Here is a 21,152-nt window from a genome sequence, read left to right on the forward strand (position 1 = left end):
CTTTCAAACTATAATCTTTTCATGGTTCGGTTCCTTTCCGAGCTTCGCTTCGCAGCGCTTCTCTCAGGCACTTATCTAATCTATCTCACTCTCCCTTCTCTGTCAACTATTCTCTCAAAATTATTTTCCTCTCTACCCATCGCCTTTCTCCTTCACAATAATAGTGAATGTACTTTCCCCCCTTTTAGGATCTTCCTTACGCTGTGAATTTTCAATCTGTTATCTCTACTCTTCATCACTTTTGGCTCAACTTCGGTTGCCTAATCGCTACAAATACTAAAGACACACAACCTTTGAGAGAAGAAGATACACAGAGAATTTTGAGCATTTCCCAAAGCATTTGATTCTGAATTATTGCTTGTATAGGGTTTTTAAGCGTTGAACTACGTTCATAATGCATTGTTTGAGAATGTTGTAGAGCAAACTCAGCGATTGAGCCTCATAAGTGATTGTGAAGAAATCTGACAATGACTATAAGTGCCTCACAAATCACCATTGGCTGCCAACTTTCGCTAAATTGGAGAAAGGTAGACTTAAGGAAATGTTAAATGTCAGCACAATTATTACTGGTAGATGATGAACCAGGATTACGAGAAGCCGTGAAAGATTATTTGCAAGAAAGCGGTTTTAGTGTTCAAGTTGCCAGTAATGCCCGTGAAGGCTGGGAGTTGATGGAACAGAACACACCTGATTTGGTTATTTCTGATGTTATGATGCCCCAAGTGGATGGCTATCAGTTTCTAAAGCAGTTAAGAGAAGACCCCCGCTTTCAAGCACTACCAGTTGTCTTTTTAACTGCTAAAGGGATGACAGGCGATCGCATTCAAGGCTATCAAGCAGGTGTTGACGCATATCTACCTAAGCCCTTTGACCCGGATGAGTTAGTAGCAATCGTAGAAAACTTGCTTTCCCGTCGTCCTGTTAAGCCGACATTTACAGGCGAAGATAATGAAACGCCTGATATTGCCGAACTAGCGAATCAGATTGCTCAAATCAAAGCATTGTTAACTCAAAGAAGTGCGATCGCTCAATCTCCAGCCCCCTTCAAAATTGATTTGACCCCCAGAGAACAAAGTGTTTTAAACTTAGTCGCTGAAGGGCTGATGAATAAAGAAATTGCTCGTCGCCTAGAAACCAGCGTTCGGAATGTAGAAAAATATGTGAGCCGCTTGTTCAGTAAAACTGGCACCAATAGCCGTACAGAGTTAGTTCGGTTTGCACTAGAACACGGACTGGCTAAGTAATTACTGCATAAGGGTTTTGAGATTTTTGATGCGGTCTCAGGACTAAATGGCTGTTTGTTGCAGCTATCTCAAATAAAATTACTTGCTTATACGACATTGATGTAAGCAAAGCTTGCTAAATAAGGCAACCCGTGCCGGAAACATCCGCTTAAGCATGGTATTACCAGGAGCGGTAATTATTCAGCAACTACTGTCTTGAAGGTAGAGAACGCTAAACTAACAATACTAGCCTCTAAGTTTCTAATATCTAAATTTTTTCTGATTGATTGTTGGTAGACGCTGACCTAACTAATTTAACCTGATGCTGCATAAAAAAAGTTTTTTGTCAGCTTAAAAAACAAGATTTTAGCCATCAATAACTATTTACAAGATATTTGGATTTCTCAGGTAGTTAACAAATAAGGTTAATACCTAATGTTATTTTCTAGCAAAGCGACACCCTGGTTAGAGAAATCATAGTTGTAGAGAAAACTTCGTACAACTGTAACCTGCTCAGAAAACAAAGCACTAACGCATTAGTTAGCTGCCAAATATCTCCTAAGTTCAAAAGTTGCGGGCTAGAGTAGATACTTGATTAAGTTTTTTCAAGAGCAACATAAATTAAAGCTTGTAGCTTTGTTAGTGAGGTTAATAAACCAACTTAGTGATGACATGACATAGCACAGGGAATGAGCAAACTGGAAAAATTACCGTTGCAATAGCCAATATGCCAACTATCGCTACTCAAGTGATTGATAGATCTAGAGTTCACTATTGAGTGTTGTCAACAGCATTGCGTAAGCGCATTAGTTGACGACGCATTTGAGGTGAAGCTTTAAATTCGGAGACCTCCTGAGCCTTAACAGAGGCTTGTAGTGTCTCTAAAAAGTCATCTGATCCTTCAGTTAAAGCGTCTAGTAGTACTTGTAAGAGTTGCTCGCGATCGCCCAACAGGCTCTTTTCCTCAATCAATCGGAATTTGAGATGTATTTCGCACTCATAAACACCTACTTCAATATTATTTATCTGGCGTGGTAATGCTTTCGAGTTCATAGTTTTGCGGATTTTTTTTACTTGGTGGTTATCAGAGGGAGGAAATATAATCCTCAGCAAACATCCTTTATATTGTTTTTTGCATCCTTACCGCGGCAATTAAGAATTTTTTCAATTCATCTCATTATGGATTTCATTTCTATCTCCTGTGTTTTTTCTAGCTAGTCTTTAACCGGCTAAGTTGTGATCTTCCTCCGCCAGAAGTGGTTTAGGTAAGCCATCACTATTATTCAGTTTTTGAGATTCTATACAATAAAGTTTCTGTAAGAAGTTGCTCTAGCTTTTTAAAGGTTTTTACATCAACTTTATCTTAACGTCAATAATGGTTCGAGTTTTTACCGAGTTTTTGGTAATTATACTTAAGTAAATCCCCTGTCTTTTTTCAATTTAATTAACCGTAGAGGAAGCTTCACCATAATTAAGTAAAAACACTTGATGTTAGTTTTTTTCATCAACAATTTCAGGAGATTGTGATGAATAAATTTATTAAGAGTAAAATACTGGGTATTAGTAGGAAAATATACAGTACTTGACGGCTTAATATTACGTACAAAAAACACAATTTATCTGCATTAAAAACCTGCTACTTTTTACGTTGTACAAACGAAAACATCTGGAGTTTAATTTTAGCAGGCAAAAATTAAAGTAAGAACTTACGTATAAAAATAAAAAACCAACGCTTTAGGCAATCTTATATGGGTTTAAATGATTCATCTATACCAAAAGGAGTTTTGAAGTATTTACAGCAGCTACACCCAAGATTCTCACCCAAAAACAAGTCGGCGATAGATAAGGAAATGGAGAGAATAACAATTAACTACTGACTAATTAATGAAAGCTTATGAATAGAGCAGATTTAAGGGCTGGCCAACCGTCTACAATGATTTCAGTGTAATCAACTTAAACCTTACACCATTCTATGGACAACCCAATGCTGCTCAAGTCCACAACCCGGCATATCCGCATTTTTGCGGCAGAAATTGACCGGGATGGCGAACTAGTTCCCAGTAATCAAGTTTTAACGTTGGATGTTGACCCAGACAACGAATTTAATTGGAATGAAGATGCTCTACAGAAAATTTATCGTAAGTTTGACGAATTGGTAGAGTCGTCCAGTGGTGCAGATCTGACAGACTACAACTTACGCCGCATTGGTTCAGATTTGGAGCATTATCTGCGATCGCTCCTCCAAAAAGGCGAAATCAGTTACAATCTATCTGCTCGTGTTACCAACTACAGCATGGGAGTTCCCCAAGTTGCCGTAGATGATAAGTAGTAGCATCCTCTACAGAAAGCACAGAAGTAGAAATAAAAAATTGCGGGTACTCCCCATAACTCAGCAGTCTCAACAGAAGTTGTCAACTCAACTTTTGCCTGTGCATTAGTTTCTTGATTCAACAGCAATCAGTTAGGAGTGATGTGTATTCTCACTCCTAACTATTTAGAGAAATGAGATTGCCTTGGCATTTTGGAGTATGGTAACTTACACCACTTTTTCTCCTCTCTCTCATCTGACACAGTTTTTTATAACCACATATATGAATTCAGTCAATTTTTTGGCGATAACCAAGCAAAAAATTAATATTTTACTTTTTGGTAATATTCCAGATACATCACCTGATAGAAGACAAAAACTTTATACAGAATATATTTGGCTTAAATGCTTGACATAAGCTTCTGTTGCTTATTTAAATTTGGTGAAGCACAATTTTTGAACCTTGCCAGTCAGCTAAAAGAACTTGCTGACCGTTTACAGTGAACAGCCATTTCCAAACACTAGAAATTTTAGCTTTGCTTTAGCAGAGTAATAACTGGAATTTAACTGGTTTAACAACTAACTTTTTAATTCTTAAATAAAATTAATTTAAACTTTGTAACTGATCGCCCAATATAGTTCCGTAAAACACGTCAGCTTGGTTTAAATTGAGGTTTATAACCTGCTTCGCGGCGTAAAGTTGGAGATTTTTAACTCTAACTAAACCATATTTAATTATAAATTAAAGAAACATCTGTATTATGTATGCCTTTCTAATGCTCTAATTGACTCAAAGCAAGCAAAATTACACATAAGTAAAGGTTAAGCTTTGTTGACAGGGTTTATAGTTGGTTGCTATGGCAACGGAAAGTCACAGAACAATAAAAGTTATGATGAGGCTGTAGAATTGGCCAAGGAGTGTGATATTTGCATAAATTCCCTAAACCAAGTATTAGCATTGGCTGGTATTTCCCAGCTAGAATCATGATCCCCAGTTGGATGCGTCTGTTTGCAGAAATAAGAGCGGTCTAGATTACTGCTTACTGCCTATGCTTTTGAAGAAATTGCCAATCGCTAATCAGTGCGAACACTATGGAAAATGATGCGGCAACCCTCTACTGCCCAAATGAACTTTGTCAGGCTGCTAACCCCCTGACTCATAAGTTTTGCCAACGATGTTCTACACCCTTACCCAAAAGATATCTCTGGGTTGTGGGTGATGTTCTAAATGTGGGTAGTCCTGGAGAAATATTAGCCGATCGCTATTTAGTCCTCAATAAATCTGTGGTTTTAGATACTAAACCTGGATTACTCCCTCAAGGATTAGAAACAGAAAACGTACAAACTATCAGAGCTTACTTGCGACTAATCCCCTACAGCTTACATATACCGCAGGTGTATGGAGTGCTGTCTCTCAAGGATGGACGTTCTCGCAAAGAAATTTTACTGTTAGAAAAACCGCCGTTATTAACAGAACCGACGACAGATGAACAATTACGGTTGTGTCCCCAGTTAACTACTGCTTGGCGCACGGCTACATCCATGCGTCAACTTAATTGGCTATGGCAATTAGCTCATCTATGGCAACCCTTGGTCAGTGAAGGTGTTGCTTCTAGCTTAATTGATACACACTTATTAAGGGTAGAAGGGTCTTTAGTCCGCTTATTAGAATTACGCTCTGACACCATAACAGCACCAAAATTATCACATTTAGGAGATTTTTGGCAGCAGTTGTTGCCAGATACTAAACCAGTCATTGCAGAATTTGTTCACGAAGTTAGCAATTATCTCATTCAAGGAGAAATCACTTCCCCTGAAGTATTAATCTCAGTTTTAGATCGCGGATTAGCAGAATTAGGGGAATTGCAATCTCCGAAAATTAAGATTATCACTAAGACTGATACTGGCCCCAAACGACAACGCAACGAAGATGCCTGTTACCCACCCAGTGGCACACTGTTGAGTAAACCCCCGCAAGCAACAGCCTTGGCTATTGTTTGTGATGGAATTGGTGGACACGAAGGCGGTAATGTCGCGTCTAATTTAGCAATTGAAACAATTCAACAGCAAGTACAACAACTCACCAAAGTTCCTCATAACCATATAGAACCCTCACTTTTGCTGGCAGACTTAGAACAAGTTGTGGCAGTTGCTAATGATAAAATCAGCCAGCGCAATGACAGTGAAAATCGTCAGGGTAGAAAACGTATGGGTACAACCTTGGTGATGGCATTACCAGTGTCCCATGAAATGTATATCACCCATGTTGGGGATAGTCGCGCTTATTGGATTACGCGGGATGGTTGCTATCAAGTCACCCTTGATGATGATGTTGCTTCTAGAGAAGTACGCTTAGGATATGCCATTTATCGTGAAGCTGTACAACAGAGTGGTTCTGGTTCCTTGGTGCAAGCATTAGGGATGAGTTCCAGTGCAGCGTTACATCCGACAGCACAACGGTTTATTCTGGACGAAGATGCTGTATTTCTATTGACATCTGATGGCTTAAGCGATTTTGACCGTGTGGAAGAATATTGGGAAACAGAAATTTTACCAATTTTGACTGAAGAAACAGATTTAGTCACAGTAGCCGACAAATTACTGGAAATTGCTAACACCAAAAACGGCCACGATAATGTAACGATCGCTTTAGTTCATTATCAAGTTAAATATATTGAGCCAGAGCTAACCCTCAAAGCAGTTATTGTTGAGCGTCCTACCATCACAACCGCCAACATACCGCCTAAGCCGCTGCAACCTACCTTACTAGAAGATATTTCTGAGCAAAAAACTTTAATTCCCAAAGATAAGCCTAGGTCTTTTCAGCAACTGCCGCTCCACATAATTGTGCCGATTATTATTGCGATCGCCGCAGGTTCTTTAGGGCTGCTAGTGCGTGGACTATTTATGTCATCACCACCGTTTTTCCCAACTGGTTCTAGCCCCACTGTAGAGCCAACTCCCGCTTCAACAAGCGAGCGCTCACAGACTCTTATGATTGGATCGGTAATTACTAATAATCAAGAAATTATCTTAGATAATCAAAAGATAGCACCAGATAATTTTTTGCAAGTGGTGGACATCGAACCCAAAAATACACCAATTTCGGAGGAATCTGTACTCAAATTGCGACTTTGCCCCTCTGAAAGTAGCCCATCTCTTCAAAAACAGACAGAACTTCGAGTCAAATTAGCTGAACTTCAAGGTCAAGATATCTCTGTACTACAATCCAACGCAACCCGGTGTAAAAATTCGTCTGAACCGCCCGATAGTTAAACTTCCGTGTCTAGCCAAAGTCCAGAAGAATAATATTCAGGAAAAATACGACAAATACTCGATAAACTTGTAGAAGCCTGGAATAATACATTTAATAACCCGATTTAAAAATTTCAGGTTAAGAGTTTTCCTTACGGAAAATTGTTATCGCAAGTCCTTGGTTTCTACCTTTTAATTTAAAGAACCCATGCCATCCCTGAACTTAGCGATCGCCCGTCTCATCAATACTGGCACCGATAGCTTTGCCATTTGGGTGGTCAAAGCGCCTTATCCTAGTGGCTATGTTCTGCGTGACTGTGTATGGCCTTCTGAACTTAATCAAATTTGGCAAGAGTGGCAGCAAATGTTTGCTGGACACAGCGGGTTAAATATTACAGCCAACACAGCACCTAAACCTGCAAACCCTCTCTCGTTCAACTTAGGTTCGACTGATTCGGGTCATATGCCTGGTTATGGTGGTCGCCTGATGCAATACTTAGGGCTATATTTGTGGCGTTGGGTATTTGATGGGCCAATTCTCAGCAGTCTCGAACGCAGTTCGGGAATGGCGATGGGACAGAATACACGTTTGCGCTTTCAACTGGAAATTCGTGACCCAGATTTGATTGCCTTACCTTGGGAGATTATGCAGCGCCAACCCGGACAATCAGCAATTTCTCTCTCTCAAGATTTGCTCTTTAGTCGCACCACAAGTGAGGTTGAACCACTACCGTTTTTACGCACGGATCAAGCCATAAATATCTTGTTGGTTTTAGGTCATGATGAAAACTTGCAACTCGAACAAGAAGCAATTATTCTGCAACAAATCCTGGAGAATCAGCCGCAATTAAATCGGAATTATCCAGGATTTGCTCCTTGTATGGTCAAAACACTAATCCAACCAACGCCACAAGAGTTGATTCAAGAATTAGAAACTAAGGCTTATAATGTGTTTTTTTACGCTGGGCATGGATTGCCTGGCCCAGATGGAGGACTGTTGTTTTTGCGCCCTAGCAAAACACTCAATGGCATAGAATTAGCCCAAGTATTAACACGTAGCGGGCTAAAATTAGCCGTTTTCAACGCTTGTTGGGGAGCGCAACCAGCAGCACTCAATCACCAAGCAATTCCAGCTAGTAGTTTAGCAGAAGTACTAATTCGTCATGGCGTACCAGCCGTTTTAGGAATGCGCGATGTAATTGCTGACCATGAAAGTCACAGTTTTATTAAAGCTTTTGCAGCAGCTTTGCGATCGCGCAAGCCAGTTGATGAAGCTGTGGCGGAAGCGCGACAAGAAATGTTAACACTGTATAAGTTCAACCAACCTGCTTGGACTTTACCAGTTCTGTATTTACATCCAGATTTCAATGGCGAACTTGTTAAAAGCATTGATGAGGGAATTACAGAGTTACCAGATATTTCAATTATTGATATAAATCTTGCTACTTCTAGAGCTTGTTTGCGATCGCTCTCTCCAGGAGGTAAAACTTGGTTTTTACGAGCAGGCGTAACTCGTATTGGTCGTACCCAAGACAATGATATTGTGATTCCCGAACCATCAGTTTCTAAGCGTCACGCGGAAATTTTATGCCGAAATACTTTTGCTGGCACTACCCCAGTTCAAACTTATTATTTACAAGATCTCTCGACTTACGGCACCACTTGGTGTTTAAGCTCTAATGGTTGGCAACAAATCCTCCGGGAGGAAGTACCATTACAATCTGGCAGCAAGTTAAAGTTTGGGAATTCAGTGAATGAAACTTGGGAGTTTGTTATTGAAAATTAAACCTTCTTTCAGGATAAAAATTGCAGTGAACTGTATACTTCACGCTTGATACTTGCTCTGGCATAATTTTTCTTGTTCAATTGCTAAATAAAATCAGTTTAATTTTTGCGGAAATTCTAATTTACAACTTGTAGCAGTCAGTACTGCGAAATAATTCATCAGGAGTCGAAAAATGATTAAAAAAATCAACAATTCCAACAATCTCCCATCCTCGGCCACTCAAGTGGAATTAGAGTTCCTTGAATTCCTGCTCCAACCCGAAGATGCGGCTTATCCTTGGAACCCTGCTGATGATCAAGCAGAGGCATATTTTGATGAATTAGAACAGCAGTTTACTATGCAGGATGTGTTGGAGGAAGAACTACATACTAGAGCAGAGTCTTTTTACGGAAAGTTAGACAGTTTATGGTCTCAGGTGGCAAAATGTGCTGATTACAAATGCAATACAAATGTCGGAATCTTCGACAGTCTTTGCAAAAGTTTACATAATGTTTTTGCTGCTGGAGTACCTACAGGCTGGCTGAATGCGATCGCCCAGAAAGCGACAGAAGTCGCATCTGTGCAACAATCAATTAACGAACAGTTGGTACAGTGTGTGCAAACTGTATTACCTGCATGGGGTACAGATGATCTAGCAGTTTTTGCTCGCCCTTATGCTTATGCAATGCGTAGCAGCGAACAGCAAAACCTAACATCAGTTATGAATAAAATTAAAAATCGAGATTGGGCAACTTTATCCGAAATCGAGCAAGCTAAAGTGAGTGTAGCGATCGCCTACTATGCTCTCAGACAGCTAGAAAAAGTGGAACCTGAAGCTTAAGTAAAAATTTGCCTTGACTCTCTATTTATTGTCTGAGAATAAATCTTAGTTACGACTAAATTTTTCTCAATGTATTACTTTTATTACTCATCCTAAAACAAGATAATCTCCTTCTTGAGTCAGAGGATATCCAGATTAGCTTGAAATTAAAGCAATATTGCCAGCTATGCAATCTATCTTTAGGTATAAAAAATATTTAAGGAAAAAGCGGGCAGAAAGCAGATTTGCTAATTCTACCCCTAAGACCATTTTGGATTGCTAACTGCGTCTAGGTTTTATAAATCCGTATATTTCCATCCTTTTTGAAATGGGTATTAACTTCTACAGCATTTCCTCATCAGCTGAGGCGCATTCCGTTGAGATCTGCGGCTTGGGGAACTGCTATAGTTTTGTCCGAGATTTATTTGGGGCCGAGAAAGCGCGTAGCGAAATTTTGCGATCGCGTTGGTGACAATGCCCGTGCCTTTAAAATAGCTGCCATCAAAACAGCGTAAGATAAAACTCCCACAATTACTAATAACAAAGCATTAATCGAACCTGTAGCGTTCCATAAAGCATGGAGTGCAGACGCACTTAAATAACCAATCGAGAGAATTTGCCAACTCTTGCTAGGTTTGAGGACAGCTAAACCGATAAAATATCCCAGATAGCCACTATAAGCCATGTGTCCGGCTACAGAACCTAAAACGCGAGGAATCAGCAGTTGTAAGCCAGCTAATTGACCAGCAGCACCAATTCCTACCTGTTGACTAACATTTTGGGTGATATCTGGTACATACTGTCCGAGAGTTTCTAAAAGCGTAAATCCCAAAGCAGAAGCCGTTCCCAAGAGGATACCATCTAGAGGTTCCCACACACCTATGCGTTCTCGCCAAGGTGAAGGTAATTGTCTACCGATAACAAACGCGCCTAGTACAGGTAAGGCCTTAAGCAATTCTTCCATCAACCCCGCACCAAAGAACATTCGTACTAGCAACTCTGTCAATGTAGTAGAATCCTGGGGTGAAGGTAAATTACCTGGCAGAATGCCGCGAAAAACAAAGATAAATAATTCTAAGACAGGACTCAGTAAAATTAATGCTGTAGTCAGCGCCGTACCAACTAGTACCCACCAAGGCTTTTGTTTGCCACATAGTTGATAAACAAAATAGTAGACAACAAAGGCAATATAGCTGGCGACAATTACTTGGTTAGCTTGGGGTCTACCAACAGTCGCAAACATTAGCACGACAAAAACTACTGTAAGTATTCCTGGGACAAGGTAAGCCTTACGTGTTAAATCCTTACCAGTAGAAATAATGGGAAAAAGTTGTGTAAAGCTAACTGAATCAGGCTGCTTGATTTGGGTATGGTTTTGGTAGTTAGCAGCTGAAGGCAATGATGCGTTTTGTTTTGTCATCATTGTCGGTTGAGGTATTATGTCATACTCAAACATAAATTGTGGCCCATCACTACCTAAACCAATGCGATCGCCTGACTGTAATTCTTGGCACCCATAAAAACGTTGACCATTGAGATAAGTACCATTAGCACTATTTAAATCACAAATTACCCAAGTAAATTTATTATCTGGAGACGAAGAGAGGGGACGAACCGCAGCATGACGACGAGATACCATTCGATACATCATGGCATCCAAGACAATCTGACAGCTGGGGTCACGTCCAATTACCATCTCTTTACTTGCATGTAGCGCGTAACGAGATTCTGAACCAAAAGCTGCTGTATTACCAGACACCAGCCGCAGAAAAGCGTTATGTCTTGCGTTTTTGCCTGTCATCGAGTTAGAGTTTCTTCCCAAACTAATTCATAAAATATTCTGGCAGGATGACTTAACCTTAGTCATACCAACAGCAGAATTGCTAAATCCACTATAGCTTTAGTCTCTGCTAACAAATTCAAAATTTTCTCATGCAAAATTTAAAATTATCTAACTCAATATTGACAAGCATTATGGCTAATTAAAGTGTCTTATGTGCCTATTTGCTTGTAAATATTTTTCATCACACATCAATAGTATGTTCTGGAAACCCTACAGTCAGAAGATGTACAGGAATTTCTGGAGTTTTTAGTAGTATTTGCCACATCTTGAGACATCGAGAAAATATACAATCATCTATCAAAAAAAGAATAAGAAACCTTACACCTGAAAAAAGTATAAGGCTTAACTAATTTTTTCTTTCATCCTGAAACTTTTGCCACTTCTAGATGTTCCACCTTAGTACCTAATACTTTCAAAAATTCTGCTAACCAACAGGAATGTGCAGGCCAAGCTGGTGCTGTTACTAAATTTCCATCTACTATGGCCTCATCAACGGGGATTTGCACATAAATACCACCAGCCGCACGAACATCTGGACTACAGGCTGGATAAGCTGTACATTTCTTACCTTGCAGGACATCAGCCGCAGCTAATAACTGCAAGCCATGACAAATGGCCGCAATCGGTTTATTTGTTTGAGCAAAGTGACGAGTAATTTCTAGTACCTTTTGATTTAGGCGGATGTATTCTGGTGCGCGTCCTCCAGGGACTACCAACCCATCGTAGGTATTAACATCTATCTCGGTAAAGGTAGCATTTAGAGTGAAGTTGTGACCAGGTTTTTCACTATAAGTTTGGTCTCCTTCAAAATCATGCACCGCGGTTCTTACTTTGTCACCAGCGTTTTTGTCGGGACAAACAGCATGAACAGTGTGTCCTACCATTTGCAAAGCTTGGAAGGGAACCATTACTTCATAATCTTCTACAAAGTCGCCCACCAGCATTAAGATTTTCTTAGCTGCCACGTTTTGTTATCCTCAGTTTTTAATTAATTGACCATTGACTAAAATTAAAGCAGATGAAACTCTGTTATGGCATGGGGAAAATTTTTATTTTCATGGCTGGGACGGCTGAGTTTAATCAATGCAAATCTTTGTAAAGGAGTTAAAGCCACCCATTGTTCTAATGTCAAGTTAACTCCTAGTTCTTGGGCTTTTTCTTGTAAGATGATGGGTATATTACTAGAATCCATCCATGTAGGATAAGGTTCTACTGGTAGTTGTGTTACAGGTGTACCTGTTCTTTCCAAAATTAGTTGCTGGAGATATTCTTTGTAAGTTTCAACTTCGGTTTGCGTGGTGCAAGGCAGTTCAAGTAAAGCTTCACGCTCATCTTGAGTCATCTGTAACCAATCTGATAGTTTAAGTTTGATTCCACACGTATCTAATTTATAGCGAATTTGCATGGGGATGCAGCGCAGAGAATTGACAAAATCTGCTTCAAATTCAAAAAAAAGTGCCATATTTAAACTAATTAAAAAATATAATTCTGTACACAGAAGCAACTTTATAATAGTAGTAAATCATTTATAAAATCATAAAAATATCAGTCACAAGAGAGAGATTAGTGAGATTTAGAAGAATTGCTAGAACGAATTATTAAATAGCTAATTGATAAAGCTAAAATAGCAATACCTAACCCAATTATATCAATACCTGTAACCTTTTCCAAATCAAGAATAATAATTTTTCGAGCTACAGCTATTAAAGAAGTGACAATAACTAATTCCACTTGAAAAACGTGTTTTCGTAAATAAGCTGTGATATTTTCTAAAATTTCCAAAGCAATCAAAATATTTAAAAATAAGCCAAATATTTTAAATAAGGTTGTGTTGAATTTGCCATAAGGAGTATCAAACAACTCTTTAATTAGAAAAACGCCTAAATCGCCGATCGCCACCAAAATTACTAGTACCATTAACACAGATAAAATCTTGGAAACGATTACCTCGACGTTTTCGATAACGTACATAAAGTTTTCATCGCTGGTAATGCCAAAGATGTTCTTAAATAATTTTTTCATCGGCTGCATCCTGGTGTTAACTTAATCAGAAATTGGTAAGAAGGGGATATATTTAATTGAATATTCCGCCTTAATTGCACTCAAATAAGATGATAATTTCTAATCATCACCATTGACTCTTGTCTATTGATTAAAGTACTCAAGAGAAATTTGGAATTACCAATTTCTTGTTTAAGGATATAACAAGCGGATCACCATTGTGAGGACTGGAGTTGATAATTTTTACTAGTAACTTCCACAGAAACTGGTGCTAGTTGGACTGCACAAGCTTTTAATTCTGGTTGTAGCGAATCGGGACAAGATTCAGAATGAGTCAGGGCGTTAGCTTCAGCATTATTCGCCCAGAGTGCGCCCCAGTGCATGGGAACAAAAACTGTCCCAGGTGCGATCGCCTTAGTCACTTTTGCGGGAAAATGAGCTTGACCACGCCGCGATCGCACTTCAACTACTTGGTTATCACTAATTCCTAACCTAGCCGCATCACGAGGATGAATTTCAATAAATGGTTCCGGGTGCATTGAGCGAATTTTTTCGATGCGACCTGTGCGGGTTTGTGTATGCCAATGTCCGTAAAGTCGCCCCGTAGTTAACACAAAAGGATAATCGGGGTCTGGTGGTTCTGCCAATCCTTTAGAGTAATATGCCCCAAACCGCGCCCGACCATCGGGGGTGTGGAAGTGTAAATCAGTATAGAGTCTTTTTGAGTTTTGAGTTACTTCTTTATATTCAGCACTTTTTTCTGGGTATGGCCATTGGGTTGCGCCTTGTTTGTGTAATTTTTCGTGACTAAGCCCTGACATATCGCATGGGCGATTTTTAGTTAGTTGGGCAAACTCGGCGTAAACTTGGGCAGAATTTTTAAAGTTAAACTTATCGGCAAAACCTAACCTTCGTCCAACTTCCGCAAAAATTTCCCAGTCGGCTTTGGCTTCTCTCGGCGGTTGACGGAATGCTTGACACAGAGTTACCCGACGTTCAGAATTGGTCATGATGCCAGTTTTTTCACCCCACTGGGCAGCAGGTAACAACACATGGGCGTAGGCGGCGGTTTCAGTGGGGTAGTATGCGTCTTGGTAAATTGTGAAAGGCGATCGCAATAACGCTTTCTTTGTTCGTTCCAAATCTGGCATACTGACAGCTGGGTTAGTAGCGGCAATCCACAGTAAACCGACATCACCAGTTTCCAAGCCTGTAATCATATCCCAAGCAGTCAAACCAGGAATAGGCGAAATTTGTCCTTGCTTCAGTCCCCAAAAATCTTCAACTTCGGCGCGATGCTGGTCATTTTTCACCAAGCGATAACCAGGTAATAAATGCGCCAAACCGCCGGCTTCTCTACCTCCCATCGCATTTGGTTGACCTGTTAAAGAAAACGGCCCCGCCCCTGGCTTACCGATTTGTCCAGTCATCAAGTGGAGGTTGATGATAGTTCTCACCTTGGCTGTACCTTCACTAGATTGGTTGACACCCATCGACCACAAAGAAAGTACCTTTTGTGCTTGACCCCAATAACGGGCGGCTGTTTCTAAATCTTCAATGCTGATACCGCATTGACGCGCTGCTACTTCTGGCGAATAGTGACGAATTACCTCAGCATAAGCGGAAAAATTGCTGGTACAGTCATCGATAAACATCGTGTCAATATATCCCCAACGCATTAATAAATGGGCGATACCATTTAACAAGTCGATATCTGTACCGGGACGAATTGCTAAATGTAAATCTGCGGCTTCGGCGGTGGGTGTGCGGCGAGGGTCAACCACCACCATTTTTATTTTGCGGTTTTTTTTGTGATATTTTTCTAGTCGGTTAAATACGATGGGATGACATTCGGCGGTGTTAGTCCCGATTAAAAATGCACAATCAGTTAACTCTAAATCTTCGTAACAGCAAGGCGGGCCATCAGCACCAAAACTTTGAATATATCCAGATACAGCACTGGACATACATAACCGTGAATTCGCATCAAAATTGTTAGTTCCTAAACAGCCTTTTAAAAGTTTTTGGGCAATATAATAGTCCTCGGTTTGGAACTGACCGGAACCATACATACATATTGCTTCTGTCCCTTGGGTGAAGCGGACAGTTTGAATGCGGTTGGTGATCAGATCAAAAGCTTCATCCCAACTAACTTGGCAGAACTCTTGATCTAAAGAATCCCGCACCATTGGGTAATGTAATCTATTTTTATCTAAAGATTCGGCGATCGTTGCACCTTTCACACAAACCATACCTTGGCTGGATGGGTGCGATTTATCGCCGCGTACTCGCCAAGTGGGATTTCCTTGACTATCTCGATTAGTTGCTTTATTAAGTTGGGCTGGCGGCGAAACTTCTAAACCACAGCCAACACCACAATAAGGACAAAGAGTTTTAGTAAATTCAGTCATTTAGCTACACCTAATTTATCGGTGTTGATCAGCGGGTTTATTTTTTATTAACCGCCGATGCACGCGAATGAACGCAGATAAAAGAATCAGGATGAAATTATTCAACACATTTCATCCCTGATTTTTTGAGGTTATTCTTCAGCTAAAATAGCAGGCTTTTTCGTTGAATTTTCTGGTAATTCTTCAGCAGCGCCAGCAAAGGAACCTTGAGGTTCTTTGAGGAAGAAAGCACACATAAAAGCACAAATTATTGCGGCTATACCCATTGCGCTAAATAGGGTTGGTGCATCGGTTAAGCTGAAAATTGTCAGGTAAACTACACCGCCAAAATTCCCGTAAGCGCCGACGTTGCCAGCAATTTGTCCGGTTGCTTCTTTTTTGATGAGGGGAACAATACCGTAGGTTGCACCACAGCCAGCTTGGGCAAAGTAAGCACAAAACATAGTGACTGCGATCGCCAGTGGAATCGGCCAGTTACCATTAATAAAATGTGCCATCAAATAGCCAACACCAATGCCAGCAGAAATAATTGTCATTGTCCATTTGCGGGAACCAAATTTATCAGAAATTACGCCACCGCTAGGACGAGAAACTAAGTTTAAAAATGGGTATGTAGCAGCAATCATCCCTGCAACTACGTGTTCTAAACCAAAGGTTTTTTCAAAGAAAGCTGGCAGCATAGAAACAGCTGCTAATTCGGAACCAAAGTTAGTTACGTAAGTAAATTCTAATATCGCAATTTGTCCAAATTGAAACCGCTGTGTCGGGGTGTAAGTTTTCTTGCCAATTAATAATTCTTTGTTGACTTCGTAAGCTTTATATGTTTGGTAAACAAATAATCCAGCTAATGCTAACCAAACTAAATACATTTGGCTAAGAGTTAAAAAGTGAATATTCTTTTGTTCTAACCGCCAAGCTAATAAAGCAAGGGCAAATATCAAACCAAAATTGGAGACAATCATCGCCCAAAAACTTTTGATGCTGGTGACTTCTAATGCACCATTTTTCTTAGGTCGCTTGTAAGTTTTGCCAGCAGGCGTATCTTGAACAGAGTTGAAATAAATTACGCCATAGATAGCGGTAATAATACCAGTTAGTGCGATCGCTAACCGCCAGTTAGAACCACCACCAGCTAAAAAGCCAGTCGCAACAGCAAGCATCGGTAAGGCAAATTCTGCACCAAAAGCCCCAAAATTACCCCAACCGCCATAAATACCCTGCGCGCTTCCCATTTCCTTCGGCGGGAACCATTCAGCCACCATACGGATACCGACGACAAACCCGGAACCGACAATTCCCATTAACAAACGGCTGATGACTAATTGATTAAAATCTTGAGATAACGCCGTAGCTAAACAAGGAACAGCCGCAAACATCAACAATATTGAATAAGTCATCCTGGGGCCGAAACGGTCTAACAGCATCCCAATAATTAGCCGAGCCGGAATTGTTAAGGCTAAGTTGCAGATTCCTAAAGTTTTAATTTGCTCAGGTGCTAAACTTAGTTCCTTCCCAATGGTGGTAGCAAACGGCGCAAAGTTAAACCAACAGACAAAGGTGAGAAAAAAAGCAAACCAAGTCTGATGTAAGATGCGGTAGCGATCGCTGAATGAAAATAAATTTTTTAGCATCCTAATTTCCTAATTTTATGGAAGTGGGGAAGACAAAAGTATGAAGTTTCATCACTTCTGATCAATCACAAGTGACTATTACCTAAAGAATTGAAGATAAAATTTCCGACTTCAGACTTCAAGCAAGACTTCTTGTTTGATCTGTGCGCCAAAGTGTTTAATGAGTAGGTCTTGTAAGACTGGTTGCAAGTCTTCGCAGGGTATACCTTTAATTGCACAGGTTCCTAAGTGCGCGTCTTTTCCGACTTTGCCACCCATATAGATATCTACGCCTTCTACTGCTTTGCCATCTTTTCGAGCTTTAGTACCCATTAAGCCGATGTCTGCAACTTGTGGTTGTCCGCAGGAGTTGGGACAACCTGTCCAGTGAATGCGAACTGGTTGGGTGAAAGTTAAGTCTGCTTCTAAAGCGTGAATGGTAGCTAGGGCGCGGTTTTTGGTTTCGATGAGGGCGAAATTGCAAAATTGTGCGCCTGTGCAAGAAACTAGCGATCGCTCCAACACACCCGGATTGATGGAAAATCTTTGTAGTAAGGGTTCTGCTAAAAATGTTGCGAGGCTACCATCAGAAATATTCGGAATGATAATATTTTGTTCAACTGTCAGCCGAATTTCTCCACTACCGTAAACTTCTGCGAGTCGTGCAATTTCAAACATATCTTCGGCATAAAACCGCCCCACGGGAACATGAAAGCCTACATAGTTCAATCCAGGTTGTTTTTGCCTGTATATACCGATATGGTCGCGTTTTTCCCAATCAATTTCATCTTTGGGCGCAGCAGCTAACAATGGCTTGCCTAAACGCTGTTCAACTTCGGTGCGAAACTTGTCTATACCCCATTCATCAATCAACCACATCAAACGAGATTTCAGGCGGTTGGCGCGTGAACCATTATCCCGAAATACTTCTAAAACGGCTCGACATACAGCCACTACATCTTCTGCTGCAACCCACGCATTCAGAGGAATTGCCGCATCACAACGTTTGGCGGAGAAAAAGCCCCCAACCAGGATGTTAAACCCGAATGTTGTTTCTTTAAAGGCGGGGACAAATGCTAAGTCGTTGATTTCGGCGTGAACTGAATTATCACGTCCACCTGTAATGGCAATATTAAACTTACGGGGTAAGTTGCTAAACTCTGGATTTCCTTCACCTTTGTTGGTGAGCATATCTTGAATTTGCTGCACCAAATCTCGCGTGTCGAACAATTCATCTGCATCCAGTCCAGCCACGGGATCGCCTGTGATGTTGCGAACGTTGTCCATCCCAGACTGCACACTGGTTAAACCGACGGCGTGAAATTTATTGAAGATATCGGGTAAATCTTCAATTCTGATCCCCCGCAATTGAATATTCTGTCTGGTGGTAATGTCAGCACTACCATCATCACCATAACGCTGCAATACTTCTGCTAACACGCGCATTTGGTCACTGGTGAGAATACCGTTGGGCATCCGCATCCGCATCATGAATTTACCTGGGGTAACTGGGCGGAAAAACACTCCCAACCACTTCAGCCGATGATCTCGGTCGGTTTCGTCCATTGCTTCCCAACCTAGGGCAGCAAATTTCTCAATTTCGCTTTTAACTGCGAGTCCATCTTTTTCAGCTTTGAATTTTTCAAACTTATTGAGGCTGGTTTTGGTAGTGGTTCCTGTATCTGTCATGAGCTAACTCTCATTATTGCTAATTCAGTGGTGGTAGTTAACCAATATCAATCAACCCGTAACTTAGATTTTGGTTTTACGAGTTTTAGCGACTTTAAATTGAATATTTATCTATTGCTAATTTTTTAGTGTGTTCTCAGGTTGTGTATCTGAATAGTTAATTGACAAACAAGAGTCTGTCTTTAACTAACTGAACGTGGTTTTTTTAGTTCTGAGAGAAGATTTGTAATCTTTTATATTGGGGAAGTTCACCAAGTAAACACAACTATTGTTTATGTAACAATTTCGATACTTTTAAGGTTAGAGTTAGATCTCTGCTAAAATCGTATAAATAGCTACAAAATATGAGTGTAATTGCTAATTAAGAATGAGATCAATGCGTTTTCTGCATTACACTGAGCAAATGAGTGATGCAAAACCATCGATTGATTACATAAGTATGAATAAAAAATTGTCGATTTGATGCTGATAGTGAAGCAGCTAACCGTAGAGCAGGCGATCGCTGTTATTCTAATTACAAATAATTTCCACAACTATGAAACGTCGTGATTTCATCAATTGGGTTGGTTTAGGTTTGATAGCTACTAACTTACCAGTGGCTATTGCTGCCTGTAATTCTGAGAAAAGTACATCAACATCTGCAACATCGGGAGATTGGCAAAAGGTAGGCACTACCAAAGACCTAGACCAAAAAGGTCAACTTTTGGTTAAAGGTTCCCCTGTTGGGGATGTTTTGCTAGTTGGTACATCTCAAGCCGGCAATTTAATTGCTGTTGACCCTACCTGTACTCATAAAGGTTGCACCGTAGATTGGAAAGCCGACGCAAAAAAATTTGCCTGTCCCTGTCACCGTGCAGAATATGGCACTGATGGTCAAGTACAGAAAGGCCCAGCCGAAAAACCCCTCAAAACTTACACCGCTAAAATTGAAGGCGATGCCATTTTAGTTAAGGGTTAACTGAATTATTCAGACTTCACACTTCATACTTTTTATGCAAGGCAATATCAACCAGCTTTTGATGCAGGCGCAGACAGCGTATGATGATGCTGACTGGTCATTGCTGATTCAATATCTGCAACAGTTGATTTTGGTCAAGGATGATCAACACTCAGAATATCTGCTGAAATTAGCACTTCCTATTTTAGAAATGGGGGATTTTCAGCAACGCTGGGAGATTACCAAGGTGTTGCTTCGCTTGGGAAATATTGCCATTCCGCCACTGATTGAGATTTTAGAAGAAGAAGAAGCAGAGGAAGAATTGCGCTGGTATGCAGCCAGAACTTTGGGCGAATTTCAACATCCAGAAGCGATCGCACCTTTGGTAGAATTGCTCAAAACTAGCGATGATGAAGAATTAAAAGCGATCGCCGCTACAGCATTAGGACAAATGGGGAGTTTAGCAATTAATCAACTCTCGGAACTGTTAAAACAAGATGATACCAGACTTTTGGCAGTGCGATCGCTGGCTTATATTCGCACCCCAGAAACCATTGTCCCCTTATTGACTGTGGTACAAGATACGGAAGTTGCAGTCCGCGCCACCGCCCTAGAAGCCCTCAGCAGCTTTCATGATCAACGTGTACCACCTTTACTAATCAAAGCTTTAGATGATGTGGTGGCGACAATGAGACGCATCGCTGTACTAGGTTTAAGTTTCCGTCCCGATTTAAATGCCGAATTAGATTTAGTCACCAAACTACAACCCAAGCTTTATGACTTCAATATAGATGTGTGTAGTGCTACAGCCGTCGCCCTTTCTCGCCTTGGTGGTGATGAGGCTACCCAACATTTATTTTCCGTGCTGATGTCACCCCACACACCCATAACCTTACAACTAGAAATTATTCGCGCTTTAGTTTGGGTAGGGACACTATCTGGTTTGGAATATTTACAACAGGTATTAACCCAAACTCAATCAGAAATTTTGTGTCAGGAAATTGTCACAGTTTTGGGACGAGTAGAAAAACCAGAATTAGTTACAACCGCTACAGAAATTTTATTAGAATTATTAAACTCACATCATCCCGCTAAAGAAATTGCCTACATCAAAAGTGCGATCGCTTTATCTTTAGGACAGTTAGGTAATCAACAAGCTATCCCCTCATTAACTACTTTATTACAAGACCCAAACGAACAGGTAAAATTACATGCGATCGCCGCACTCAAAAAACTCGCACCAGAATTTTTACCAATCCAGTCTTGATTAAAATTAAAGTAATCATACAT

At 40.5% G+C, this 21,152-nt stretch carries 15 protein-coding genes; 7 read left to right on the plus strand and 8 right to left on the minus strand.

The genetic code is table 11. The features are described from left to right. Positions 1 to 548: 548 nt before the first annotated feature. The gene (locus IQ244_RS29240) at positions 549 to 1,244 is read left to right on the plus strand and encodes a response regulator transcription factor (RefSeq protein ID WP_193900194.1); all 696 of its coding nucleotides are present in this window, start codon (positions 549 to 551) and stop codon (positions 1,242 to 1,244) included. A gap of 750 nt (positions 1,245 to 1,994) precedes the next feature. Here IQ244_RS29240 and IQ244_RS29245 read toward each other — a convergent pair. Then, positions 1,995 to 2,276, minus strand: coding sequence for an Npun_R1517 family heterocyst differentiation transcriptional regulator (locus IQ244_RS29245; RefSeq protein ID WP_015113073.1), 282 nt, complete (start codon positions 2,274 to 2,276; stop codon positions 1,995 to 1,997). A 919-nt stretch (positions 2,277 to 3,195) separates the two neighbouring features. Here IQ244_RS29245 and IQ244_RS29250 point away from each other — a divergent pair. The 4 genes from IQ244_RS29250 (at position 3,196) to IQ244_RS29265 (ending at position 9,392) form a co-directional block, all read left to right on the plus strand. Next, positions 3,196 to 3,552, plus strand: a complete 357-nt coding sequence (locus tag IQ244_RS29250) for an NAD(P)H-quinone oxidoreductase subunit M (RefSeq protein WP_062289938.1) — start codon at positions 3,196 to 3,198, stop codon at positions 3,550 to 3,552. Between the two features lie 1,071 nt (positions 3,553 to 4,623). Next, positions 4,624 to 6,807 (plus strand): PP2C family serine/threonine-protein phosphatase, encoded by a 2,184-nt coding sequence (locus IQ244_RS29255; protein ID WP_193900195.1) that lies wholly within the window; start codon positions 4,624 to 4,626, stop codon positions 6,805 to 6,807. Between the two features lie 187 nt (positions 6,808 to 6,994). Then, positions 6,995 to 8,572 (plus strand): CHAT domain-containing protein, encoded by a 1,578-nt coding sequence (locus IQ244_RS29260; protein ID WP_193900196.1) that lies wholly within the window; start codon positions 6,995 to 6,997, stop codon positions 8,570 to 8,572. Positions 8,573 to 8,744: 172 nt separating this feature from the next. Continuing rightward, a complete protein-coding gene (locus IQ244_RS29265) occupies positions 8,745 to 9,392 on the plus strand; it encodes a hypothetical protein (protein WP_193900197.1) in 648 nt (215 codons plus the stop codon). A 400-nt stretch (positions 9,393 to 9,792) separates the two neighbouring features. Here the strand turns inward: IQ244_RS29265 and IQ244_RS29270 are convergent, their stop codons facing one another. From IQ244_RS29270 to IQ244_RS29300, 7 genes are all read right to left on the minus strand, one after another. Continuing rightward, complete coding sequence (locus IQ244_RS29270; protein ID WP_193900198.1) at positions 9,793 to 11,172, minus strand: PrsW family glutamic-type intramembrane protease; 1,380 nt, start codon at positions 11,170 to 11,172, stop codon at positions 9,793 to 9,795. A gap of 401 nt (positions 11,173 to 11,573) precedes the next feature. Further along, on the minus strand, positions 11,574 to 12,179 hold the full coding sequence (locus tag IQ244_RS29275; protein WP_193900199.1) for a DJ-1/PfpI family protein: 606 nt from the start codon (positions 12,177 to 12,179) through the stop codon (positions 11,574 to 11,576). A 44-nt stretch (positions 12,180 to 12,223) separates the two neighbouring features. Next, positions 12,224 to 12,676 carry a nitrate reductase associated protein gene (locus tag IQ244_RS29280; protein ID WP_193900200.1) on the minus strand — a complete coding sequence of 151 codons (453 nt, stop codon included), beginning with the start codon at positions 12,674 to 12,676 and terminating at the stop codon, positions 12,224 to 12,226. Positions 12,677 to 12,777: 101 nt separating this feature from the next. Further along, positions 12,778 to 13,236: a phosphate-starvation-inducible PsiE family protein gene (locus IQ244_RS29285; protein WP_193900201.1), complete on the minus strand. Its 459-nt coding sequence runs from the start codon at positions 13,234 to 13,236 to the stop codon at positions 12,778 to 12,780. 191 nt (positions 13,237 to 13,427) lie between these two features. Further along, the gene (locus IQ244_RS29290; protein ID WP_193900202.1) at positions 13,428 to 15,626 is read right to left on the minus strand and encodes a molybdopterin oxidoreductase family protein; all 2,199 of its coding nucleotides are present in this window, start codon (positions 15,624 to 15,626) and stop codon (positions 13,428 to 13,430) included. Positions 15,627 to 15,757: 131 nt separating this feature from the next. Beyond that, positions 15,758 to 17,257 (minus strand): NarK family nitrate/nitrite MFS transporter, encoded by a 1,500-nt coding sequence (locus IQ244_RS29295; RefSeq protein ID WP_193900203.1) that lies wholly within the window; start codon positions 17,255 to 17,257, stop codon positions 15,758 to 15,760. Positions 17,258 to 17,368: 111 nt separating this feature from the next. Beyond that, the gene (locus IQ244_RS29300; protein ID WP_193900204.1) at positions 17,369 to 18,925 is read right to left on the minus strand and encodes a ferredoxin--nitrite reductase; all 1,557 of its coding nucleotides are present in this window, start codon (positions 18,923 to 18,925) and stop codon (positions 17,369 to 17,371) included. 535 nt (positions 18,926 to 19,460) lie between these two features. Between IQ244_RS29300 and IQ244_RS29305 the strand changes: the two genes are divergently transcribed. Together IQ244_RS29305 and IQ244_RS29310 are read left to right on the plus strand one after the other, a co-directional pair. Continuing rightward, positions 19,461 to 19,883 carry a ubiquinol-cytochrome c reductase iron-sulfur subunit gene (locus IQ244_RS29305; protein ID WP_193900205.1) on the plus strand — a complete coding sequence of 141 codons (423 nt, stop codon included), beginning with the start codon at positions 19,461 to 19,463 and terminating at the stop codon, positions 19,881 to 19,883. A 34-nt stretch (positions 19,884 to 19,917) separates the two neighbouring features. Then, positions 19,918 to 21,129 carry a HEAT repeat domain-containing protein gene (locus IQ244_RS29310; protein ID WP_193900206.1) on the plus strand — a complete coding sequence of 404 codons (1,212 nt, stop codon included), beginning with the start codon at positions 19,918 to 19,920 and terminating at the stop codon, positions 21,127 to 21,129. Positions 21,130 to 21,152: the final 23 nt, after the last annotated feature.

Origin of the sequence: Nostoc sp. LEGE 06077 (assembly GCF_015207705.1) — a bacterium.
GTDB lineage: Bacteria > Cyanobacteriota > Cyanobacteriia > Cyanobacteriales > Nostocaceae > Nostoc_B.